Source organism: Thermoflexus sp., assembly GCF_025055495.1.
Lineage (GTDB): Bacteria > Chloroflexota > Anaerolineae > Thermoflexales > Thermoflexaceae > Thermoflexus.
On the sequence record NZ_JANWXB010000154.1, the window covers coordinates 1 to 15,980 of the forward strand.

16 protein-coding genes are annotated in these 15,980 nt (G+C 64.1%); 8 read left to right on the forward strand and 8 right to left on the reverse strand.

The genetic code is table 11. The annotated features are described in order from the left end of the window. The first annotated feature begins 89 nt into the window (after positions 1–89). The 5 genes from NZM16_RS05250 (at position 90) to NZM16_RS05270 (ending at position 7,300) form a co-directional block, all read left to right on the forward strand. Entirely contained in the window at positions 90–1,121 is a 1,032-nt protein-coding gene (locus NZM16_RS05250; RefSeq protein WP_295448945.1) for an NAD-dependent epimerase/dehydratase family protein, read from the forward strand. 250 nt (positions 1,122–1,371) lie between these two features. Beyond that, complete coding sequence (locus NZM16_RS05255; protein ID WP_295479124.1) at positions 1,372–2,529, forward strand: glycosyltransferase family 4 protein; 1,158 nt, start codon at positions 1,372–1,374, stop codon at positions 2,527–2,529. After that, entirely contained in the window at positions 2,526–3,317 is a 792-nt protein-coding gene (locus NZM16_RS05260) for a class I SAM-dependent methyltransferase (protein WP_295479127.1), read from the forward strand. Before NZM16_RS05255 ends, NZM16_RS05260 begins: the two co-directional genes overlap by 4 nt. Positions 3,318–3,353: 36 nt before the next feature. After that, entirely contained in the window at positions 3,354–5,213 is a 1,860-nt protein-coding gene (locus NZM16_RS05265) for a glycosyltransferase family 39 protein (RefSeq protein ID WP_295448954.1), read from the forward strand. 104 nt (positions 5,214–5,317) lie between these two features. Then, the gene (locus tag NZM16_RS05270) at positions 5,318–7,300 is read left to right on the forward strand and encodes a hypothetical protein (protein ID WP_295479130.1); all 1,983 of its coding nucleotides are present in this window, start codon (positions 5,318–5,320) and stop codon (positions 7,298–7,300) included. A 56-nt stretch (positions 7,301–7,356) separates the two neighbouring features. Here NZM16_RS05270 and NZM16_RS05275 read toward each other — a convergent pair whose 3' ends face one another. The 3 genes from NZM16_RS05275 to NZM16_RS05285 all read right to left on the reverse strand — a co-directional run bounded on the left by NZM16_RS05275 (position 7,357) and on the right by NZM16_RS05285 (position 9,176). Next, a complete protein-coding gene (locus NZM16_RS05275) occupies positions 7,357–7,872 on the reverse strand; it encodes a hypothetical protein (protein ID WP_295448960.1) in 516 nt (171 codons plus the stop codon). A gap of 351 nt (positions 7,873–8,223) precedes the next feature. Then, the gene (locus tag NZM16_RS05280) at positions 8,224–8,496 is read right to left on the reverse strand and encodes a hypothetical protein (protein WP_295479132.1); all 273 of its coding nucleotides are present in this window, start codon (positions 8,494–8,496) and stop codon (positions 8,224–8,226) included. Further along, on the reverse strand, positions 8,496–9,176 hold the full coding sequence (locus tag NZM16_RS05285) for a helix-turn-helix domain-containing protein (RefSeq protein ID WP_295448967.1): 681 nt from the start codon (positions 9,174–9,176) through the stop codon (positions 8,496–8,498). The genes NZM16_RS05280 and NZM16_RS05285 overlap by 1 nt, the downstream gene beginning before the upstream one ends. Positions 9,177–9,498: 322 nt before the next feature. Here NZM16_RS05285 and NZM16_RS05290 point away from each other — a divergent pair, with 322 nt between their 5' ends. Together NZM16_RS05290 and cax are read left to right on the forward strand one after the other, a co-directional pair. After that, positions 9,499–10,398, forward strand: coding sequence for a decaprenyl-phosphate phosphoribosyltransferase (locus tag NZM16_RS05290; RefSeq protein ID WP_295448970.1), 900 nt, complete (start codon positions 9,499–9,501; stop codon positions 10,396–10,398). A 227-nt stretch (positions 10,399–10,625) separates the two neighbouring features. After that, complete coding sequence (cax, locus tag NZM16_RS05295; protein ID WP_295448973.1) at positions 10,626–11,660, forward strand: calcium/proton exchanger; 1,035 nt, start codon at positions 10,626–10,628, stop codon at positions 11,658–11,660. Between the two features lie 41 nt (positions 11,661–11,701). On the opposite strand, the gene NZM16_RS05300 is transcribed toward cax, so the two are convergent. The 3 genes from NZM16_RS05300 to NZM16_RS05310 form a co-directional block, all read right to left on the reverse strand. Then, positions 11,702–12,187 (reverse strand): OsmC family protein, encoded by a 486-nt coding sequence (locus NZM16_RS05300; protein ID WP_295448974.1) that lies wholly within the window; start codon positions 12,185–12,187, stop codon positions 11,702–11,704. 504 nt (positions 12,188–12,691) lie between these two features. Next, positions 12,692–12,958: a metal-sensing transcriptional repressor gene (locus NZM16_RS05305; protein ID WP_295448977.1), complete on the reverse strand. Its 267-nt coding sequence runs from the start codon at positions 12,956–12,958 to the stop codon at positions 12,692–12,694. Between the two features lie 106 nt (positions 12,959–13,064). Continuing rightward, positions 13,065–13,259, reverse strand: coding sequence for a zinc ribbon domain-containing protein (locus tag NZM16_RS05310; RefSeq protein ID WP_295448979.1), 195 nt, complete (start codon positions 13,257–13,259; stop codon positions 13,065–13,067). Between the two features lie 442 nt (positions 13,260–13,701). On the opposite strand from NZM16_RS05310, the gene NZM16_RS05315 reads away from it, so the two are divergent. Continuing rightward, positions 13,702–14,274: an elongation factor P gene (locus NZM16_RS05315; protein WP_295479134.1), complete on the forward strand. Its 573-nt coding sequence runs from the start codon at positions 13,702–13,704 to the stop codon at positions 14,272–14,274. A 529-nt stretch (positions 14,275–14,803) separates the two neighbouring features. On the opposite strand, the gene NZM16_RS05320 is transcribed toward NZM16_RS05315, so the two are convergent. Together NZM16_RS05320 and NZM16_RS05325 are read right to left on the reverse strand one after the other, a co-directional pair. Further along, complete coding sequence (locus NZM16_RS05320; RefSeq protein WP_295479136.1) at positions 14,804–15,193, reverse strand: metallopeptidase family protein; 390 nt, start codon at positions 15,191–15,193, stop codon at positions 14,804–14,806. After that, complete coding sequence (locus NZM16_RS05325) at positions 15,162–15,875, reverse strand: metal-dependent transcriptional regulator (protein WP_295448987.1); 714 nt, start codon at positions 15,873–15,875, stop codon at positions 15,162–15,164. The genes NZM16_RS05320 and NZM16_RS05325 overlap by 32 nt, the downstream gene beginning before the upstream one ends. Between the last annotated feature and the right edge of the window lie 105 nt (positions 15,876–15,980).

Below are 15,980 nucleotides of genomic sequence, written 5' to 3' on the forward strand. Positions count from 1 at the left end.
AACCCCCAAATGAAAAATGGACAAAGCACTATAATAGCCTCTGCTGTGCCTTTAGATGAAAATCCTGGTGGCTATGGCGGGAGGTTTCGATGCCCTCTCAAGCGTTGATCACCGGCGGCGCCGGTTTCATTGGATCCAACCTGGCGGACGCCCTGGCTTCCGAGGGCTGGGTGGTGTGGATCTTCGACCTGCTGGCCCGCCCCGGGGTGGAGCGGAACCTGGCCTGGCTCCAGGATCGCCACGGGGGTCGCATCCGCTTCGTCCGCGGCGATCTCCGGGATTTCCCGGCCGTCGCGGAGGTGGTGCGACAGGCCGAGGTCATCTTCCACCTGGCCGCCCAGGTGGCCGTCACCACTTCCCTGATTGATCCCCGCACGGACTTCGAGATCAACGCTCTCGGCACCCTGAATGTCCTGGAGGCGGCCCGCCAAGCCCGCCATCGCCCGATCATCCTTTACACCTCCACCAATAAGGTTTATGGCGCGATGGAAGAGGTGCCCGTGGTGGAGGAGGCCACCCGCTACCGGTATGCGGACCGGCCGTTCGGGATCGACGAGCGCCAGCCCCTGGATTTCCACTCCCCCTATGGCTGCTCGAAAGGGGCGGCGGATCAATACGTGCGGGACTATGCCCGGATTTATGGGCTCCCCACCGTTGTGTTCCGGATGTCCTGTATCTACGGCCCTCGCCAGTTCGGCACGGAAGACCAGGGGTGGGTGGCCCACTTCGTGATCTCGGCCATGACGGGGCGGCCGATCACGATCTATGGAGACGGCAAACAGGTGCGGGATCTATTGTTTGTGACCGACCTGATCGCCGCTATGCGGGCCGCCGTGGAGCGCATCCATCGGACCGCCGGACAGGTCTACAACATTGGGGGAGGGCCGGAGAACACCCTCTCGGTCTGGCATGAATTCGCCCCCCTGCTCTCGGAGATCCTGGGCCGTCCCCTGGACCCTCCAAGCTTTGGTCCATGGCGCCCTGGGGATCAGAAGGTGTATATCAGCGATATCCGAAAGGCGATGCAGGACTTGGACTGGCGGCCCCGGGTCAACGTGCGGGAGGGCCTGACGCGTCTGGTGGAATGGGTGCGAGAGGGTGTTCTGATCCCCGCACAGTAGAAACTGAACGCTGAATCGTTGATTGCTTTGTCCGTTTTTCATTCAGGGGTTTTGGGGGGCGGTGCAGGGGACCCTTGGCCCCCACATCGCCCCCGAAAGATCTTTTCTCCCCCTCCCCAACGCCCAGAGGGCCTTGGGGAAGGGGAGAAAGGGGGAGGGGCCATAGCCCTCCGGACGGGCTTCGGTTCCTCGAATCCCCAGTTGATAATTGGACAAATCACTTACATGACCGGCCAAGGCATCCGCATTTATGAAGATCCTGGTGGCGCTTACTTATTACCGTCCTCACATCAGCGGCCTGACCATCTACGTAGAGCGAACCGCCCGAGCCCTGGCGGCCCGCGGACATGAGGTCCAGATCCTGACCTCCCAATATGACCGGCGCCTCCCCCAGGAGGAGATCCGGGATGGGGTGCGGATCCGGCGGGTCCCGGTATGGTTTCGGATCAGCAAGGGGGTCATCATGCCCACCATCGGGATCTGGGCTACCCGGCTGGCCTGGTGGGCCGACGTGCTCTGGCTGCACCTGCCCCAGTTCGACGCCGCTGGCATCGCCCTTCGCGGACGCCTCTTCCGGAAACCGGTCGTCCTCACCTATCACTGCGACGTCACCCTTCCCCCTGGCCTGATCAACCGCCTGGCCAATGTCGCGGTGCACGTCATGGATCACCTGGCCGCCCGGCTCGCCGACGTCATCGTGACCTACACCGAAGATTACGCCCGCCACTCCCCCTACCTTTCCCGCTATATGCACAAGGTGCGCATCATCCCGCCCCCGGTGGAGATCCCCACCCCTCGACCGGAGGCCGTGGCGGCCTTCCGGGCCCGCTGGGGGCTGGAGAACCAGGTGGTGATCGGGATGGCCGCCCGGCTGGCAGCCGAGAAGGGGGTGGAATATCTCCTGGAGGCCCTCCCCCAGATCCTCGCCGTCCACCCTAACGCCCGGGTCCTCTTCGCCGGGCCCTATCAAAACGTCCTCGGGGAGGAGGCCTACGCCCGACGGCTGGCGCCCCTGTTTGAGAAATATCGAGACCACTGGACCTTCGTGGGGGTGCTGGAACCGGAGGAGATGGCCGCCTTCTTCGCCAGCTGCGACGTGGTGGTGTTGCCTAGCCTGAACGCCACCGAATCCTTCGGCTTGGTTCAGGTGGAAGCCATGCTGTGCGGCACCCCCGTCGTCGCCAGCGACCTCCCAGGGGTCCGGGTGCCCACCCAGACGACCGGGATGGGCCGGACAGTTCCCCCTCGGGACAGCCGGGCCCTGGCGCAGGCCATCCTTCAGGTGTTGACCAACCGTTCAGCCTTCTGCCGGCCCCGGGAGTGGGTGGAGCAGTATTATCACACGGAGAAGACAGCCGCCGCCTATGAAGCGCTATTTCGGGAACTGATGGAAATATATCGCCGATGACCCCTGACTTCCTCTGGCTCCACCTGAAAGAAGTCCCGGCCTTCCGGGCGCTCCTGCGAGGGGTAGAGGCCCGGTTCTATCAGGGCCTGGAAATGCCCGCGCCGATCCTGGATCTGGGCTGTGGGGATGGCCATTTCGCCAGCCTGGCGTTCCCCGGAAAAGCCCTGGTGGGGCTGGACCCCGGATGGAAGGCGCTGAGAGAGGCCGCCGCCCGACGCGCGTATCGATGGGTGGTCCAGGCAGAGGGGGCCCGCCTGCCCTTCCCCTCGGGCTTCTTCGGGACGGTGATCAGCAACTCGGTGCTCGAGCATATCCCGGATGTGGAGGCCGTCCTGCAGGAGGTGGCCCGGGTCCTCCGGCCCGGAGGATACTTCCTGTTCTGCTCGCCCAGCCATCGTTTCGTGGAGTTCCTTTCGGTTTACCGGCTGTTCCGCCGGATGGGCTTACGGTGGGCCGCCGAAGCCTATGGACGGTTTTTCAACCGGATCTCCCGCCACTACCATTGCGACGCCCCGGAGATCTGGGCGGCCCGGCTGGAGCGGACCGGCCTGCGCCCCCTGTGCTGGTGGTTTTATTTCTCCCGGGGCGCCACGGCCCTCTTAGAGTGGGGCCACCCCTACGGGCTCCCCTCGTTGCTGTATAAAACGCTTTTCGGGCGCTGGATCCTGGCCCCGTGGCGGTGGAGCCTGTGGCCGGTGGAACGGGTGCTGCGGCCTTTCTATGAAGAGCCCCCGGGCGCTGAGGGTGCGTATTTCTTTATGATCGCCCGCCGTCCCGATGGGCGATAACGGATTGCCGGTCGGCCCGCGCAGGAGGCTATAACCATGCGGCGCAGCGCGCTCCCCATCGGGCTCCTGATCAGCGCCTATCTGATGGCCAGCCTCTTTTACAACGTCACCATCCCGCCCTGGGAGGCCCCCGATGAGGTCGGCCATTTTCTGTATATTGTCCACATCCTCCAGACCCGATCGCTTCCCCGAATGGAGATCGGACAGCTGGGCCAGGCCCATCAGCCTCCTCTCTACTATCTCCTCGCCGCCCTCCCGGTCTCTCTGGCGGACCTGCAGGATCCCACGGGGGCCTTTCGACCAAACCCCCGGTTCATCTGGGCTGGAGGCGATCAGCCGAACGTTAGCCTGCATGACGAAGTGGAGTCCGAGTGGCCTTACCGTGGCTGGGCGCTGGGTATCCGCCTGGCGCGGCTCTTCTCCGCTTTGCTCGGCGCATGCACGGTTTTCCTGATCTATCACATGGCCCGTCTGGTCTTTCCGGGATCCCCGGCGATCCCCCTTTTGGCTGCCGGCATCGCCGCCTTCAACCCGCAGTTCCTGTTTATCTCCTCCGCTGTGAACAACGACAACCTGCTGATCCTGGCGACAACGGGGTTGCTATGGCACGCCCTCCTGATGCGACGCCGGATGCTGTCATCGCCCAACATACCGCTTCGATGGTGGCTGGGCTTAGGGGGATGGATCGGGATCATCGGGATCACGAAGCTGCTGGGAGGCGCTCTGGTCGCCTTCACAGGGCTGGCGCTGGTGATCTGGGGCTGGCGTGCCCGGTGCCTCCTCCCCACGCTCCGGGGACTGATCGGGGCCCTCCTCCTGGCGGCCGCCATGACCTCCTGGTGGGGGATCCGCAACCAGGCGCTCTACGGGGATCCCCTGGGCTGGCAGATCTACCGACAGGTGTTCGCCGTGAACCTGCGCACGACGCCCTTCTCGTTAGAGGAGCTGGAACCCTTCCTGCGAACCCAGTTCCGATCCTTCTGGGGCGTGTTCGGCTGGATGTCCATCGAGAGCCCAGCGTGGTTTTACTGGATCCCCCTCGCCGGCCTCGCGCTGGCAGGGGTGGGATGGCTGATCCGGGCCGTGATCCGAAGGCCCCAGCCCGTCGATGCCGGCGGCGCGCTCTTCTTGATGCTGGCGGTCCTGGCCCACGAGGCGCTGATGCTGGGGATCGCCCAGCAGGCCAACGCCTCGATATGGCAGGGCCGTTATCTCTTTCCGGTGATCGGCCCGATCGCCATCCTGATGGCCGGAGGGCTGCTGAGCGGGGTGCCCTCCCGATGGCCTCGCCTCCTCCCGGCCATCGCCCTCGCCCTCAGCGCCGCCTGGCTGGCCCTCGCGGTTTATATCGCCCATGCCGTGATCCGAAACGCCTACCCGCCGCCGCTTCGCACGCCGCCGGCGACGATCCCGAATCCCGCGGACATCCAGTTCGGCGACATGTTCCGCCTGCGTGGGTTCGACATCCGGCAGCGGCCGGGTAGCCTCCGGGTGGTCCTGTATTGGGAGGCGCTGCGTCGACCGGACTTCGACTATTCGGTGTTCGTGCACCTGATCGGGCCCGACGGAAGGCTGATCGGCCAGCGAGACCACGCGCCCGGAGCGGATGTGGGTCGCCCGCCCACGGCGTGGAGCCCCGGCGAGATCGTCGTGGATCCCCACCCCATCCCCCTCCCGGCCTTCTTCTCCGGCCAGGGGGAGGTTCGGATCGGGGTATATCGCTGGGCGACCGGCGAGCGCCTGCCCGCCCTCCGCGATGGCTCGCCCGCCGGGGATTCTGTGACGCTGTCTGTGGTGGAGATCCACACGCCATGGATTCCGGTCCTGATCGGGGCGGGCATCCTGGGGGCGATCGCAACGGCAGGCGTCGTGAAGGTCCGACGGCGGAAGCGCTGACGTGGAGCCTGATGTCGGCATGGCGTGCCGTCTTGCGGCAGGTCACTGTCCCCCTCATAATAGGGCGCGAGCGCAAGGCTGGGACGAAGGAGGTGAAGCGGCGAATGGCAAACCGTCCGCTCCGTGCCATCGCGGATCTCACACTGGTCACGGGCGCAGTTCTGGCTGTCTTCGCCCAGCTCCGGCTGGACGCCAGCCCCCGGGACGCCCCGGATCCCTGGGGGCTGGTGCTTTACGCGGGGTCCTTCCTCCTGATGGTTTGGGCGATCCACCGTGCGCCGGAGCGGCTGGAGGCCGAGCGCCCTCCTCAGGAAAGACCTACCTTCTCTTCCCGCTCCTATCGCCCCGTGTGGCTGGCGCTGAGCCTGGGCGGGATGATCCTGGCGTTCCTCGACTCCGGCGGCAACCGGTTCCGCCCGCTCGGGGTCACCGCCTGGATCGTGGCGGTGATCGCCTGGTTCCTGGCGTGGTGGAACGCCCCGCTCCCCCGCCTGCCCCGCGATGGGTTTCGCCTACGCGGACATCATCTGCTGTTCCTGCTGATCCTCGCCCTTGGGATTGGCTTCCGCTACTGGGACCTCCCCAACCTCCCCCGGGATGTCAATAGCGACCACGCGGAAAAGCTGCTGGATGTCCGGGATGTCCTCAACGGCGAATACCGGATCTTCTTTCCTCGGAACACCGGCCGGGAGGCCTTTCAGTTTTATCTGGCCGCCGCCACCATCCGCCTCTTCGATATGCCGCTGCACAAATACGCGCTACAGGTCGGCACGGCCTTTATCGGGGTGCTGTTGCTGCCCGCCCTCTACCTCCTGGGCGCCAGCCTGTGGGGACGATGGGGAGGGCTGTGGACGATGTTCTTGGGGGCGATCGCCTCGTGGGCGGTGATCCCCGCCCGAGTGGGGCTGCGCTACCCCTTCCTGCCAACCTTCGCGGCCTGGTCGCTGGCCTTTCTGATCCGGGGGCTCCGCTCCGGGCAGCGAACCGACTTCCTCTGGATGGGCTTCTTCCTGGGCATCGGATTGTATGGCTATTCCCCCTTCCGGGGAATGCTGGCCGCCCTGCCCGCCGCCTTCCTGGTGACCTGGCTGGCGCAACGAGGCTGGCGGACGACGATAGGATGGCAACGGGCGAAGGACTTCCTCATCGGGATGCTGACCGCAGCCCCCATCCTGGCCCCCATGCTCCGCTTCATTGTGGATTATCCGGAGTTCTTCTTCTACCGGCTGATGACCCGGGTCTCCACGTGGGAGAAGCCGATTGAGGGAAATCCCCTGCTCATCCTGGCCGACAACCTCCGCCGGGCGCTGTTGATGTTCCACTGGACCGGCGATGAGGTCTACGTCGCCACGATCCCCCTGCGGCCGATGCTGGATCCCCTCATGGGCGCCCTGCTCGCCCTGGGCGGGGTCGCGGTGATCCTCTGGATGCTCCACCATCGGGATCCGGTCCCGCTGGCCATGCTGGCGGCGGGGTTGGTGATGCTGCTTCCTTCCGCCTATAACCTGTCCTTCCCGCGAGAGAACCCGAGCACCGTGCGGGCAGCGGGCGCCCTGCCGGCTGTCCTTGCCTTCACCGCCCTGGTCCCCGCCCTGTGGACTGCGGGACGAAGCTCCTCCCGCTTTGAGCAGGGGATGAGGTGGGGTGCCGCCATCCTGCTGGCCCTGGCCCTGATCCGGATCAACGCGGACCGCATTTTTCGGGAATACGCCGCCAGCTATTGCCGCGCGGTCTTGAACGCCTCGGAGGCCGCGGAGATCCTGCGAGGATTTTATCTGGGAGGTGGACCGGAGACCAACGCGTTCTACGTGGCGTATCCCTACTGGTTCGACTCCCGGCTGATCGGGATGTGGCTGGGGGATATCGACTGGCCTCACACCATCTGGCATGAGGATCTCCCTCAGGCCCTGGAAGGCCATCGGAGCCTGCCGGGCCCCCGGCTCTATCTGGTGCATCCGGAAGACCACGCCTCGCTCGCCGCGCTCCAGGCCGCCGATCCGGAAGGCTGGTGGGTGTCCCGGCCTCGCGCCCACTGCGAGGGATGGGGAATCATCGTGTTCCACGCTCCGCCAGGCCCCTCTCCGTAAAGGAAAAAGGGCAGGGGCTCAGGGTCCCTGCCCTTTTTCCTTTAGGGCTTCTCCCCTCAGGCCGGCCGTCGTCGCAGGGCGATCTCCTCCACCGGCTGGAGGATCACGCCGATCCAGAAGCCCAGAAGCATCGCCTGGGAGAAGAACATCACCAGGTTAAGGCCCGCGGTGGAGGGGCTGGTATGCCCTGCGGCCAGACCGAAGATGGCGTTCATCGTCATCCCACCCAGCAGGGCGATCGCCACCAGGATCCCCGCCACACGTCGCAACACTCCGTTCAAGCGATGGGCCAGGAACAGCAGATAGAGGGCGCCGGCGATCAGGCCCAGGCCGGCCAGCACCTCGCCCCACGGAACCAGGTTCCCGAACAACGTCGCGTTCGCGGTGGCCGGACCGGTGAGAAAGGCCTTCATCCAGGGATAAGGGTTCTTCTCCGCAAAGCGGGCCAGGGTCTGGGGCAGACCGGCGACAAACTGGCCGCCCGTCTCCAGCTTCCTCAGGCCGCTGCTCAACCATTCGTAGCCAAGGACGATCTGAATAAGCAGCAACCAGACACGCGCCAGCCGATCCATTGCAGGCCTCCCGTCGGAGGATTTTTCCGCTTCTCATCGTAATCGAAAAAATCCTACCTCGATAGAGACCTGTGTCCGGATTTTCTCAGGACATCTGTCCTGCCCGGACCTTACTCGCCTATCAACGGCGCCAACAGAGTGCACCGTCCGCCACGAGCAGGCATTACCGGCCCGGGAAGGGAGGAGGAAGAGGGGAGGATCTGAAGGTTCGTTACGGGGTTCAGCCCCCTGAACGTCCCAAGGCCTGGCCCTCAGCGTTCCGACCGGGCCCACCTCCGGACCCTCCGGGGCATCGTCCCCGGCGACACGGTGAAAAGAAAACCATCTCCCTTCGCTCCGGCTCGAGGGAATTCAAACCGCCCCGCGACGGGAGGAAGAGGAAATAGAAATCGAGGAGACTCCCAGGAGAACCCCTGCTCCCAGCAGGCCGGGGATCACCGCCGTGGTTCCGATCTGCCCAAATCCAGGGGCAAGGAGCCGTCCTACGCCGTGGCCGATCGCAAATCCCAGGCACCCCAACAGGAGATCCAGGATCAGCCGCCTCGCCCCGCCGCCGACCATGATGTGCCGGAGCAATCCCGCCCCAATTCCCAGGAAGAGAATCAGCGCCGGCGTCGTCCACATCACAGGGTGATCTCCAGCAGATCCTCCGCGATATGCCGAAGGCGATCCGCCGGAAGCTCCGCCAGACGCATCGCCAGGCGAAGATAGGGCAGGTTGACCGGCGATGTCACAAATGAGCGGACCTCCGGTGAGAGCGTTCGGAAGCGTTCCACCTGATCCAGCAGGAGAACCAACTGCCCAATCGGGCTGTCGGTGTCATAGAAGTCTGAAAGGGAAACCCCCAGATAGAGGCATAATCGCTCCAGCTCCACCAGGGGGATTGGACGCTCCCCTGATTCGTAGGCTCGAATCCGCCGGGGAGTGCATCCCAGGAACGTCGCGACCTCCCGCAGGCTTTTACCCGCCCGTTCCCGGGCCTGGCGCAGGATCAGACCGATAATCCGATGACGGAGCGTAAGCAGTTCCGGGATCGCTTCCGCCATCCCATCTTCGCTCAGGGAGGCGACATGGCGATCGGGCTCCAGAAGGGCGGAAAGGGGGCACTGAAAGAACCAAGCTAGGGCCTCCAGCTCCGGCAGCGTGAGATCCCTGCGGCCGGCCTCATAGGCCCGATAACGGGCCGGTGGAATCCCCAGCAACGCTGCGCAATCCTTGATGGTTTTCCCCGCTCTTTCCCGAGCTTGCTGAAGGGCAATCCCCAGGATCTTCCGACGGATGACCAAGCGCTCCTGTTCATTCATAAGCCGTGTTCCTGAGATCCAGTTTCGCCGTCTTCAGCCTTACCGCTTCATACCCGTTGGGGGCGGGGTCGAGGGCCTTCGCTCTGCGACCCAGCTCTCCAAGATAAGGTTGGAGCGTCGCTGCACCCTCACCCGCCCCATCGCTCTTCAGGCTACGGGGAGTGAGAAGACGAACTGCATAACCATCAACCCACAGGTGGCTAGAGGATCGCGGCTCACATTATAATCAGGAACGGCTGTTCTGGGTAGCGTTTTGAAGGGGGGAGAAGGATTTCAAGGCAGGCGGGCCGCCAAGCCTTGAAACCCCACCAGGAGGGTTTCCGTGCGGGCCATTCCCATCCCTCAGAAAGGAGCGCTGATCGCCCTGGCGCAATCCATGCGGCCGCGCCAGTGGCTGAAGAACCTCTTCATCTTCGCACCCCTCGTCTTCGACGAGAAGCTCCTCCGCCCGGAGCCGCTGGGACGCACCCTGGCGGGCTTCATCATCCTTTGCCTGCTTTCCGGGGCCGTTTATCTCTTTAATGACCTGCAGGATCTAGAAAGAGATCGTCAGCATCCACGCAAGCGCCATCGGCCTCTGCCATCCGGGGAGCTGGATCCGCGGGTCGCGTGGGGGGCCGCTCTCCTCATCCCCCTGGGTCTGGTTTATCCCTCCCTCGTTCTGAACCCATGGTTCGCCCTCATCGCCTATGTTTACTGGGGAATGAACCTGGCCTACTCGCTCTGGCTGAAGCACTTGGTGATCCTGGATGTATTGACCCTGGCCAGCGGCTATGTCCTGCGCGTTGCCGCCGGGGTGTTCCTGGTCCACGTAGAACGATTCTCGCCATGGCTTTACCTGTGCACGCTGCTGCTGGCCCTCTTCATTGGCTTCGCCAAGCGCCGTCAGGAGATCATCCTGCTCGGAGAAAACGCCCGCAACCACCGGGCCATCCTGGAAGAATACACCGTCCGTTTCCTGGATGAGATGATGAGCGTGGTGATGGCGGCCACCATCGTGGCGTATTCTCTCTACACGTTCTCCGCTCCTAACCTTCCCTCCAACCACGCGATGATGCTCACCATCCCCTTCGTCCTGTATGGGATCTTTCGATATCTCTATCTGATTCATGTGAAAGGGGAAACGGCACCGCCGGATGAGCTGGTGTTGAAGGATCGACCGTTGCTGCTTACAGTGATCCTCTGGGGGCTGATGGCGATCCTCATTTTATATCTCCTGTAAGCCAGAAAAGGTGCGGGACAGGCGGCTTCGCCGCCTATCCCGCCATATCCCAACCCCCAGCTGGCCAGGAGGCCTCCCTCCCCGAGGGCCAAGGGCCTCGGGGAGGGGAAAGAAGGACATCGGGTCTGGGATGTTGTCGAAGGCAGTGCCCCGGACCCCGAACCTCCGGGAGGGCGTTGGGCTCCCGGCCTTCAATCCAAACACAAAGCACAGGAGGGCGAACACCGATGCCATGGTCCAGAGCGCTGCTGATCACTGTCCCAATGGCTGTGCTGGCGGCCGTGTTGAACGCGGGGCCGATCCCGGTGCTGATCCTGAGCGCTATTGCCCTGATCCCCTTAGCCGCCCTGATTGGGGAAGCCACCGAGGAGCTGGCCGCGCGAACTGGGCCGGTGGTGGGGGGATTGCTGAATGCCACGATGGGAAACGCTGCGGAGCTGATCATCGCCCTGGCCGGGATCCGCGCCGGGCTGCTGGACTTGGTGAAAGCCTCCATCACCGGGTGCATCATCGGGAACCTGCTCCTGGTGATGGGGCTCAGCCTCCTGGTTGGCGGATGGCGCCACGGCGTCCAGCGCTTCTCCCGGGAACGGGCAGGGGTCCTGGCGACCATGACGGTGATCTCCTTCATCGCCCTGGGGATCCCCACCCTGTTCAGCCGCACCATCGCTGCCCATCACCCGGAAGCGGTGGGGACGATGAGCCTAGAGGTGGCGGGGCTGATGCTAGCACTCTATGGCCTGAGCGTGGTCTATACCTTGCGCGCCCGCCAGCCGCTGTCGGCCCACGTCACCCACCCGGCCCGCTGGTCTCCGTCGCAGGCGCTGGGGATTCTGGCCGCCGCTACTGCTGGGGTGGTAGCGATGAGCGAGCTGCTGGTCCACGCCGTGGAGCCTTCGCTCAAGGCCCTCGGCCTGACGGAGTTCTTTGTGGGGATCATCCTGATCCCGCTGGTGGGGAACGTGGCGGAGCACTTCGTGGCGGTGCAGGTGGCGGCGGAGGATCGCATCGATCTCTCCCTGGAGATCGCCGTGGGCTCCAGCTTGCAGATCGCCCTGCTGGTGGCCCCGGTGCTGGTCTTCGCCAGCCTGGCCATGGGGCAACCGATGGATCTGGTCTTCCACCCGCTGGAGCTCGTCGCCGTGGTGATGGCCGGGATCATCGCGGCCTTCATTGCCCTGGATGGGGAGACCAACTGGCTGGAAGGCGCGCAGCTTCTGGCGGTCTATGGGATGCTGGGGATCGCCTTCTTTTTCGTGTAAGGGGCGGACCGCCTTGCCGTCCGCCCCTTCCGACCTGCGCTTCAGGCAGAGGCGGGGGCCTCCTCCAACCCATACTCGCCTTCCACCGGCTCCGCCCCAGGCGTGGTGGGCTCGACCCGATAGCGATACCGGATGCGGGCGGTCTTCCGGAGCATGGCGCTGACCGAGCAATACTTCGTCACCGAGAGCTCGATCGCTCGCACCAGCGCCTGAGGATCGACGTTCCCTTTCACCACATACAGGACGTCGATATCGGTGTAGACTTTGGGATGCTCGGAGGCGCGCTCGCCCCGAACCTCCATGGAAAACCCTTCGAGGGGCTGACGCTTCTTGCGCAGGATGGACAGCACGTCCATCGCCGTGCACCCAGCGAGGGCGACCAGCAGCATCTCCATCGGGCGAGGCCCCTCATTGCGTCCCCCGGCCTCCGGAGCAGCGTCCATGATCACCGAATGGCCGCTTGGAGTGAAGGCCTCTAACTTCATCCCCTGAGGGTCCAACAGACTCAGCCGGATCTCAGTGCTCATGGGATCCTCCTTCGAACAGATCCGATGTTCAAGCGGAGCAAAAGGCAAAGCAAACCTCCGCCTTAGCTCCGGTGATCTCGGGCGAGGGCACCGCCCCCGCTGGAATCCAGCTATCAGGTGCACACCCCTCGGGCTCCAGTGCGGAACCCACAGATGGGGCAGTAGACGTTGAAATAGCCATCATATTCGAGAGGAGCGAACCCACAGTTTGGGCAAAGATCCCCTGCCCGGTAGCTTTCCACGGCCTCTTCCGCTCTTCCTGGATTGTGAAGCGGAAACGGGAGAGAGCCTTCCGAAGAATCTGGCTTCTTTCTTCGACCCGATCCTTGTGATGAGCCCCCTGTCTGCCACCAATACTCCCCCATGGGGACCTCCCCTCTGGATCCCGGATGATTCTGACAGATCCGGTTGGCCTCCGCCCAAGGGGCCCGATCGATCCCTGGCCATAGTAGGGGCGGCGGCCCCGGGGGGCCGCCCTCATCGTTCCTAACCCCGAGGAGCTGCTCAAGGAAGCCGCTGGAGCGCGGCCAGGAGAGCCCGAACCGCCTCAGCGGAGCGGGCCGGATCCTCCCGGGCGCAGGCCTGGACGTAGGCCCGGACGGCGAAGAGAAAGGCCTGATGGGCCGCCGCCCGCAGCGCCGCCAGCTGCTCCAACACCTCCTGACAGTCCCGCTCCTCTTGAATCATCCGCTCCACCCCGCGGGCTTGACCCTGCAGACGCCGCAGGCGCCGGATCAACTGCTGTTCAGCTTCTGTGGAGATTCGGATCATACAGCGCTCACCGGGCCTCAAAAATTGAAATAAAAGGGCTCTTCCCGTTCCCCAGCTGACGTCAAGCCCAGAGGGAGGCGACCCGGCCTCCCGCTCAGCGAATCCGTCAGGTGACCGGGCCGCAGGCCGTATCCCGGCGTGACCCGCCATCCATCCCTCGGGCGGCAAACCGCGAGAGCCGTTTCTCCGCCTCCCGCCGGCCGCAATCCGGACACTCGATCTCTTCCACCGGGGTGTTCCATCGGACCAGCTGCTCGAACTCGGCTCCGCAGGCACGGCATCGGTACTCGTAGAGCGGCATCCCGTCCTCCCAACTTCAGGATCCCCGTATGAACCGGGCTCGAGCAAAATACGCTATACCCGTATAGAGGATAACCGAGCTGGCCAGACTGGTCAAATTCGGAGGGCAGCTTACAGGCGGAGGTCCCTTAGGCCATGAGGAAAGATAAAAGGGGGTAAAGCCATTCCATCCGTCCAGCCGGCTCCTCATCGCGTAATTTCTATAAAATAAAATCTGGGGTGGCCCATATCCCTGAGTCATCGGAGGGAAACAAGACAACCCCTGGATCCGTTGCGTAAGCGACGTCGAATTCGCAGCATGCATTTGCAACGTGAGGAGGGAAAAAGGTCGGGGTGGTGGGTCAGGCGGCAACGCTGCCCCTTCCCCACCCAAGCTCCCGGCCTGCTGCGAAGCCCAATTCAGAAAGCGAGCGAGCATGACCTTGAGGGCCCAGGAGGATGCGATGCCGGCCGCCAGCGAGCTTCGCCCGGGGATGGCGATCCGGTTAGAGGGAACACTGTTCCTGGTGATCGATGCGGTCTATCACTCCGGGACCGCGCAACAGAAGGGCGTGGTGCACACCCGGTTGCGCAACCTGCGCACCGGGGTCGTAACGGATCGGCGCTTCCGGCCGGAGGAGCGGGTGGAGGAGGTCTCCCTGGAGCGCCGGGTGATGGAATACCTTTACAATGATGGCGAGATGTTCTATTTCATGGATCCCGAAACCTATGATCAGATCCCGATCCCAGCCGCGATGATCGGAGACCTGGAGATCTTCCTCCAGCCTAACCAGCGGATCCCGGTGGAATTCCATGAGGGGCAACCCGTTGCCGTGGCCTTCCCGGAAACCGTGGATCTCCGCGTGGTCCACACTTCCCCGCCTTTGCGCGAGCGCGAGAGCCACGTTTACAAGCCGGCCATCTTGGAAAATGGAATCGAGGTGTTGGTTCCCCAGTTCATCACCGAAGGGGACATCGTGCGGATCAACGTTTACACCCGGGCCTATGTCGATCGGGTGGGAAAGCGGGTCAGTTAGCCCCATGAAAGCTTTGAGGTCGGGCGGGCCGCCTTAGGACATCCCCCTCGAGGCTCCTCCTCGCGGCCTGAGGGACCATGGGAAACGCGGGCGATGAATTCGACGTCGCTTGCGCGAACGATGGATTGCTCCCCGGGGATTGGGGGGCTTCATCGGCTCCCTCTCCAAGGGTTCGCCGTGCCCCTGCGAATGGAATTCACCGCACACGTATGGGAAGGGAAATCAAGAAGAGTCCGAGGATGGGCATGGCCGTTCAAGACGGCCCCGCCCATCTCAAACATCCCTCGGCTCATGCCCAAAACGGGTGCAAGCCAGAGAGCGAACCACCCGACGGCGGGAAAGAGCCCGATCCCCCTTCCCCCTACTCTCTCTCCACGCTGCTTCGCGGCGTGGAGAGAGGGATGTAAGAAACATTTGGGATAATGGGGTTGGGAGCTTCGCCCCCCCGCCCCACCACTCCAAACCTCTGCCCGCCACCCGTCATCGGACCCAGCCAGCGGCACGCGTTCTGAACATGAGCCCAATCCCTTTACTCCAGCCCTAATCGGCCCAGGGCCTCCTCGCTCAGGCCAAAATAGTGTCCTAATTCGTGCAGCAACGTGCGCCGGATCTCAGCTCGCAGCCGGAAGGGATCGCTGCCGAAGTCGGCCTCCAGAGGACGACGGAAAAGCAGGATCCGCGATGGCCAGGCGATAGAGGCCCGATCCCGTTCCGCCAGGGTAGGCCCCTCGAACATGCCATACAGACTCTCCCCAGGGGAAAGACCCAGCGCCTGCCGCTGCTCCGGGGTAGGCTCCTCTTCCAAGAGGATCGCCAAGTTATCTACAGCCTGTCGCAGATCCGCCGGCAGGGTTGTGAGGATCTCCGCCCATATGCGCTCGACCAGTTCAGAAGTGATCCGAAGTCGCCGCCGTCGCATCCGGTATCGTTTCCAGAGGGGGTTCGGGAGAGGACACCCGCACAAAAACGTGTTCGGCCAGATTGCGTCGGATCCGATGTTCCTGATCGCCCACGCGGATGCGCAGGCCAGCGCCCGGCACCCATTCCTCAACGATCACCCGGGCGCCGGGTCGCAGGCCCGCCCGGGCGGCCTGTCGCAAGGTCGAGGCCTCATCGGTCACCCGCAGCACTTCACAGGCCATCCCCAGCGGAACCTCGCTCAGCCGTTGGGCGGCCGGAAGCGGGATCTCCCCAGCCCGCGTGGGGATGGGATCGCCATGAGGATCATAGGCTGGGTGACCCAGCATCGCGGCGATCCGCTCCTCCAGGGCTTCGCTGATCGCATGCTCCAGACGATCGGCCTCCGCATGGACCTCGTCCCAATCATAGCCCAGGGCTTCCATGAGGAAGAGCTCCAACAGGCGATGGTGCCGGATCACCTCCAGCGCGATCCGGCGGCCCGCCCGCGTCAGGGCCACCCCTCGATACGGCGTGTAGTGAACCAGCCGGAGCCGGGCCAACTTCTTCAACATCCCGGTCACCGACGGCGGGGCCACGTTCAGGTATTCCGCCAGTCGGGTCGTCGTGACCGTCCCTTCCCGTTCGGCCAGGATGTAAATCGCCCGCAGATAATCTTCCATCGACGAACTCAGCCGGGGCATCGCCGCTCCGTTCGATCTGTGGTCTTTCTTTCGCCTTAATCTTACCTCAAGTTGACAACCTTTCGCCGGATGAAGGCAGCCCGTCGCCGGATCCGAACCCCCGAA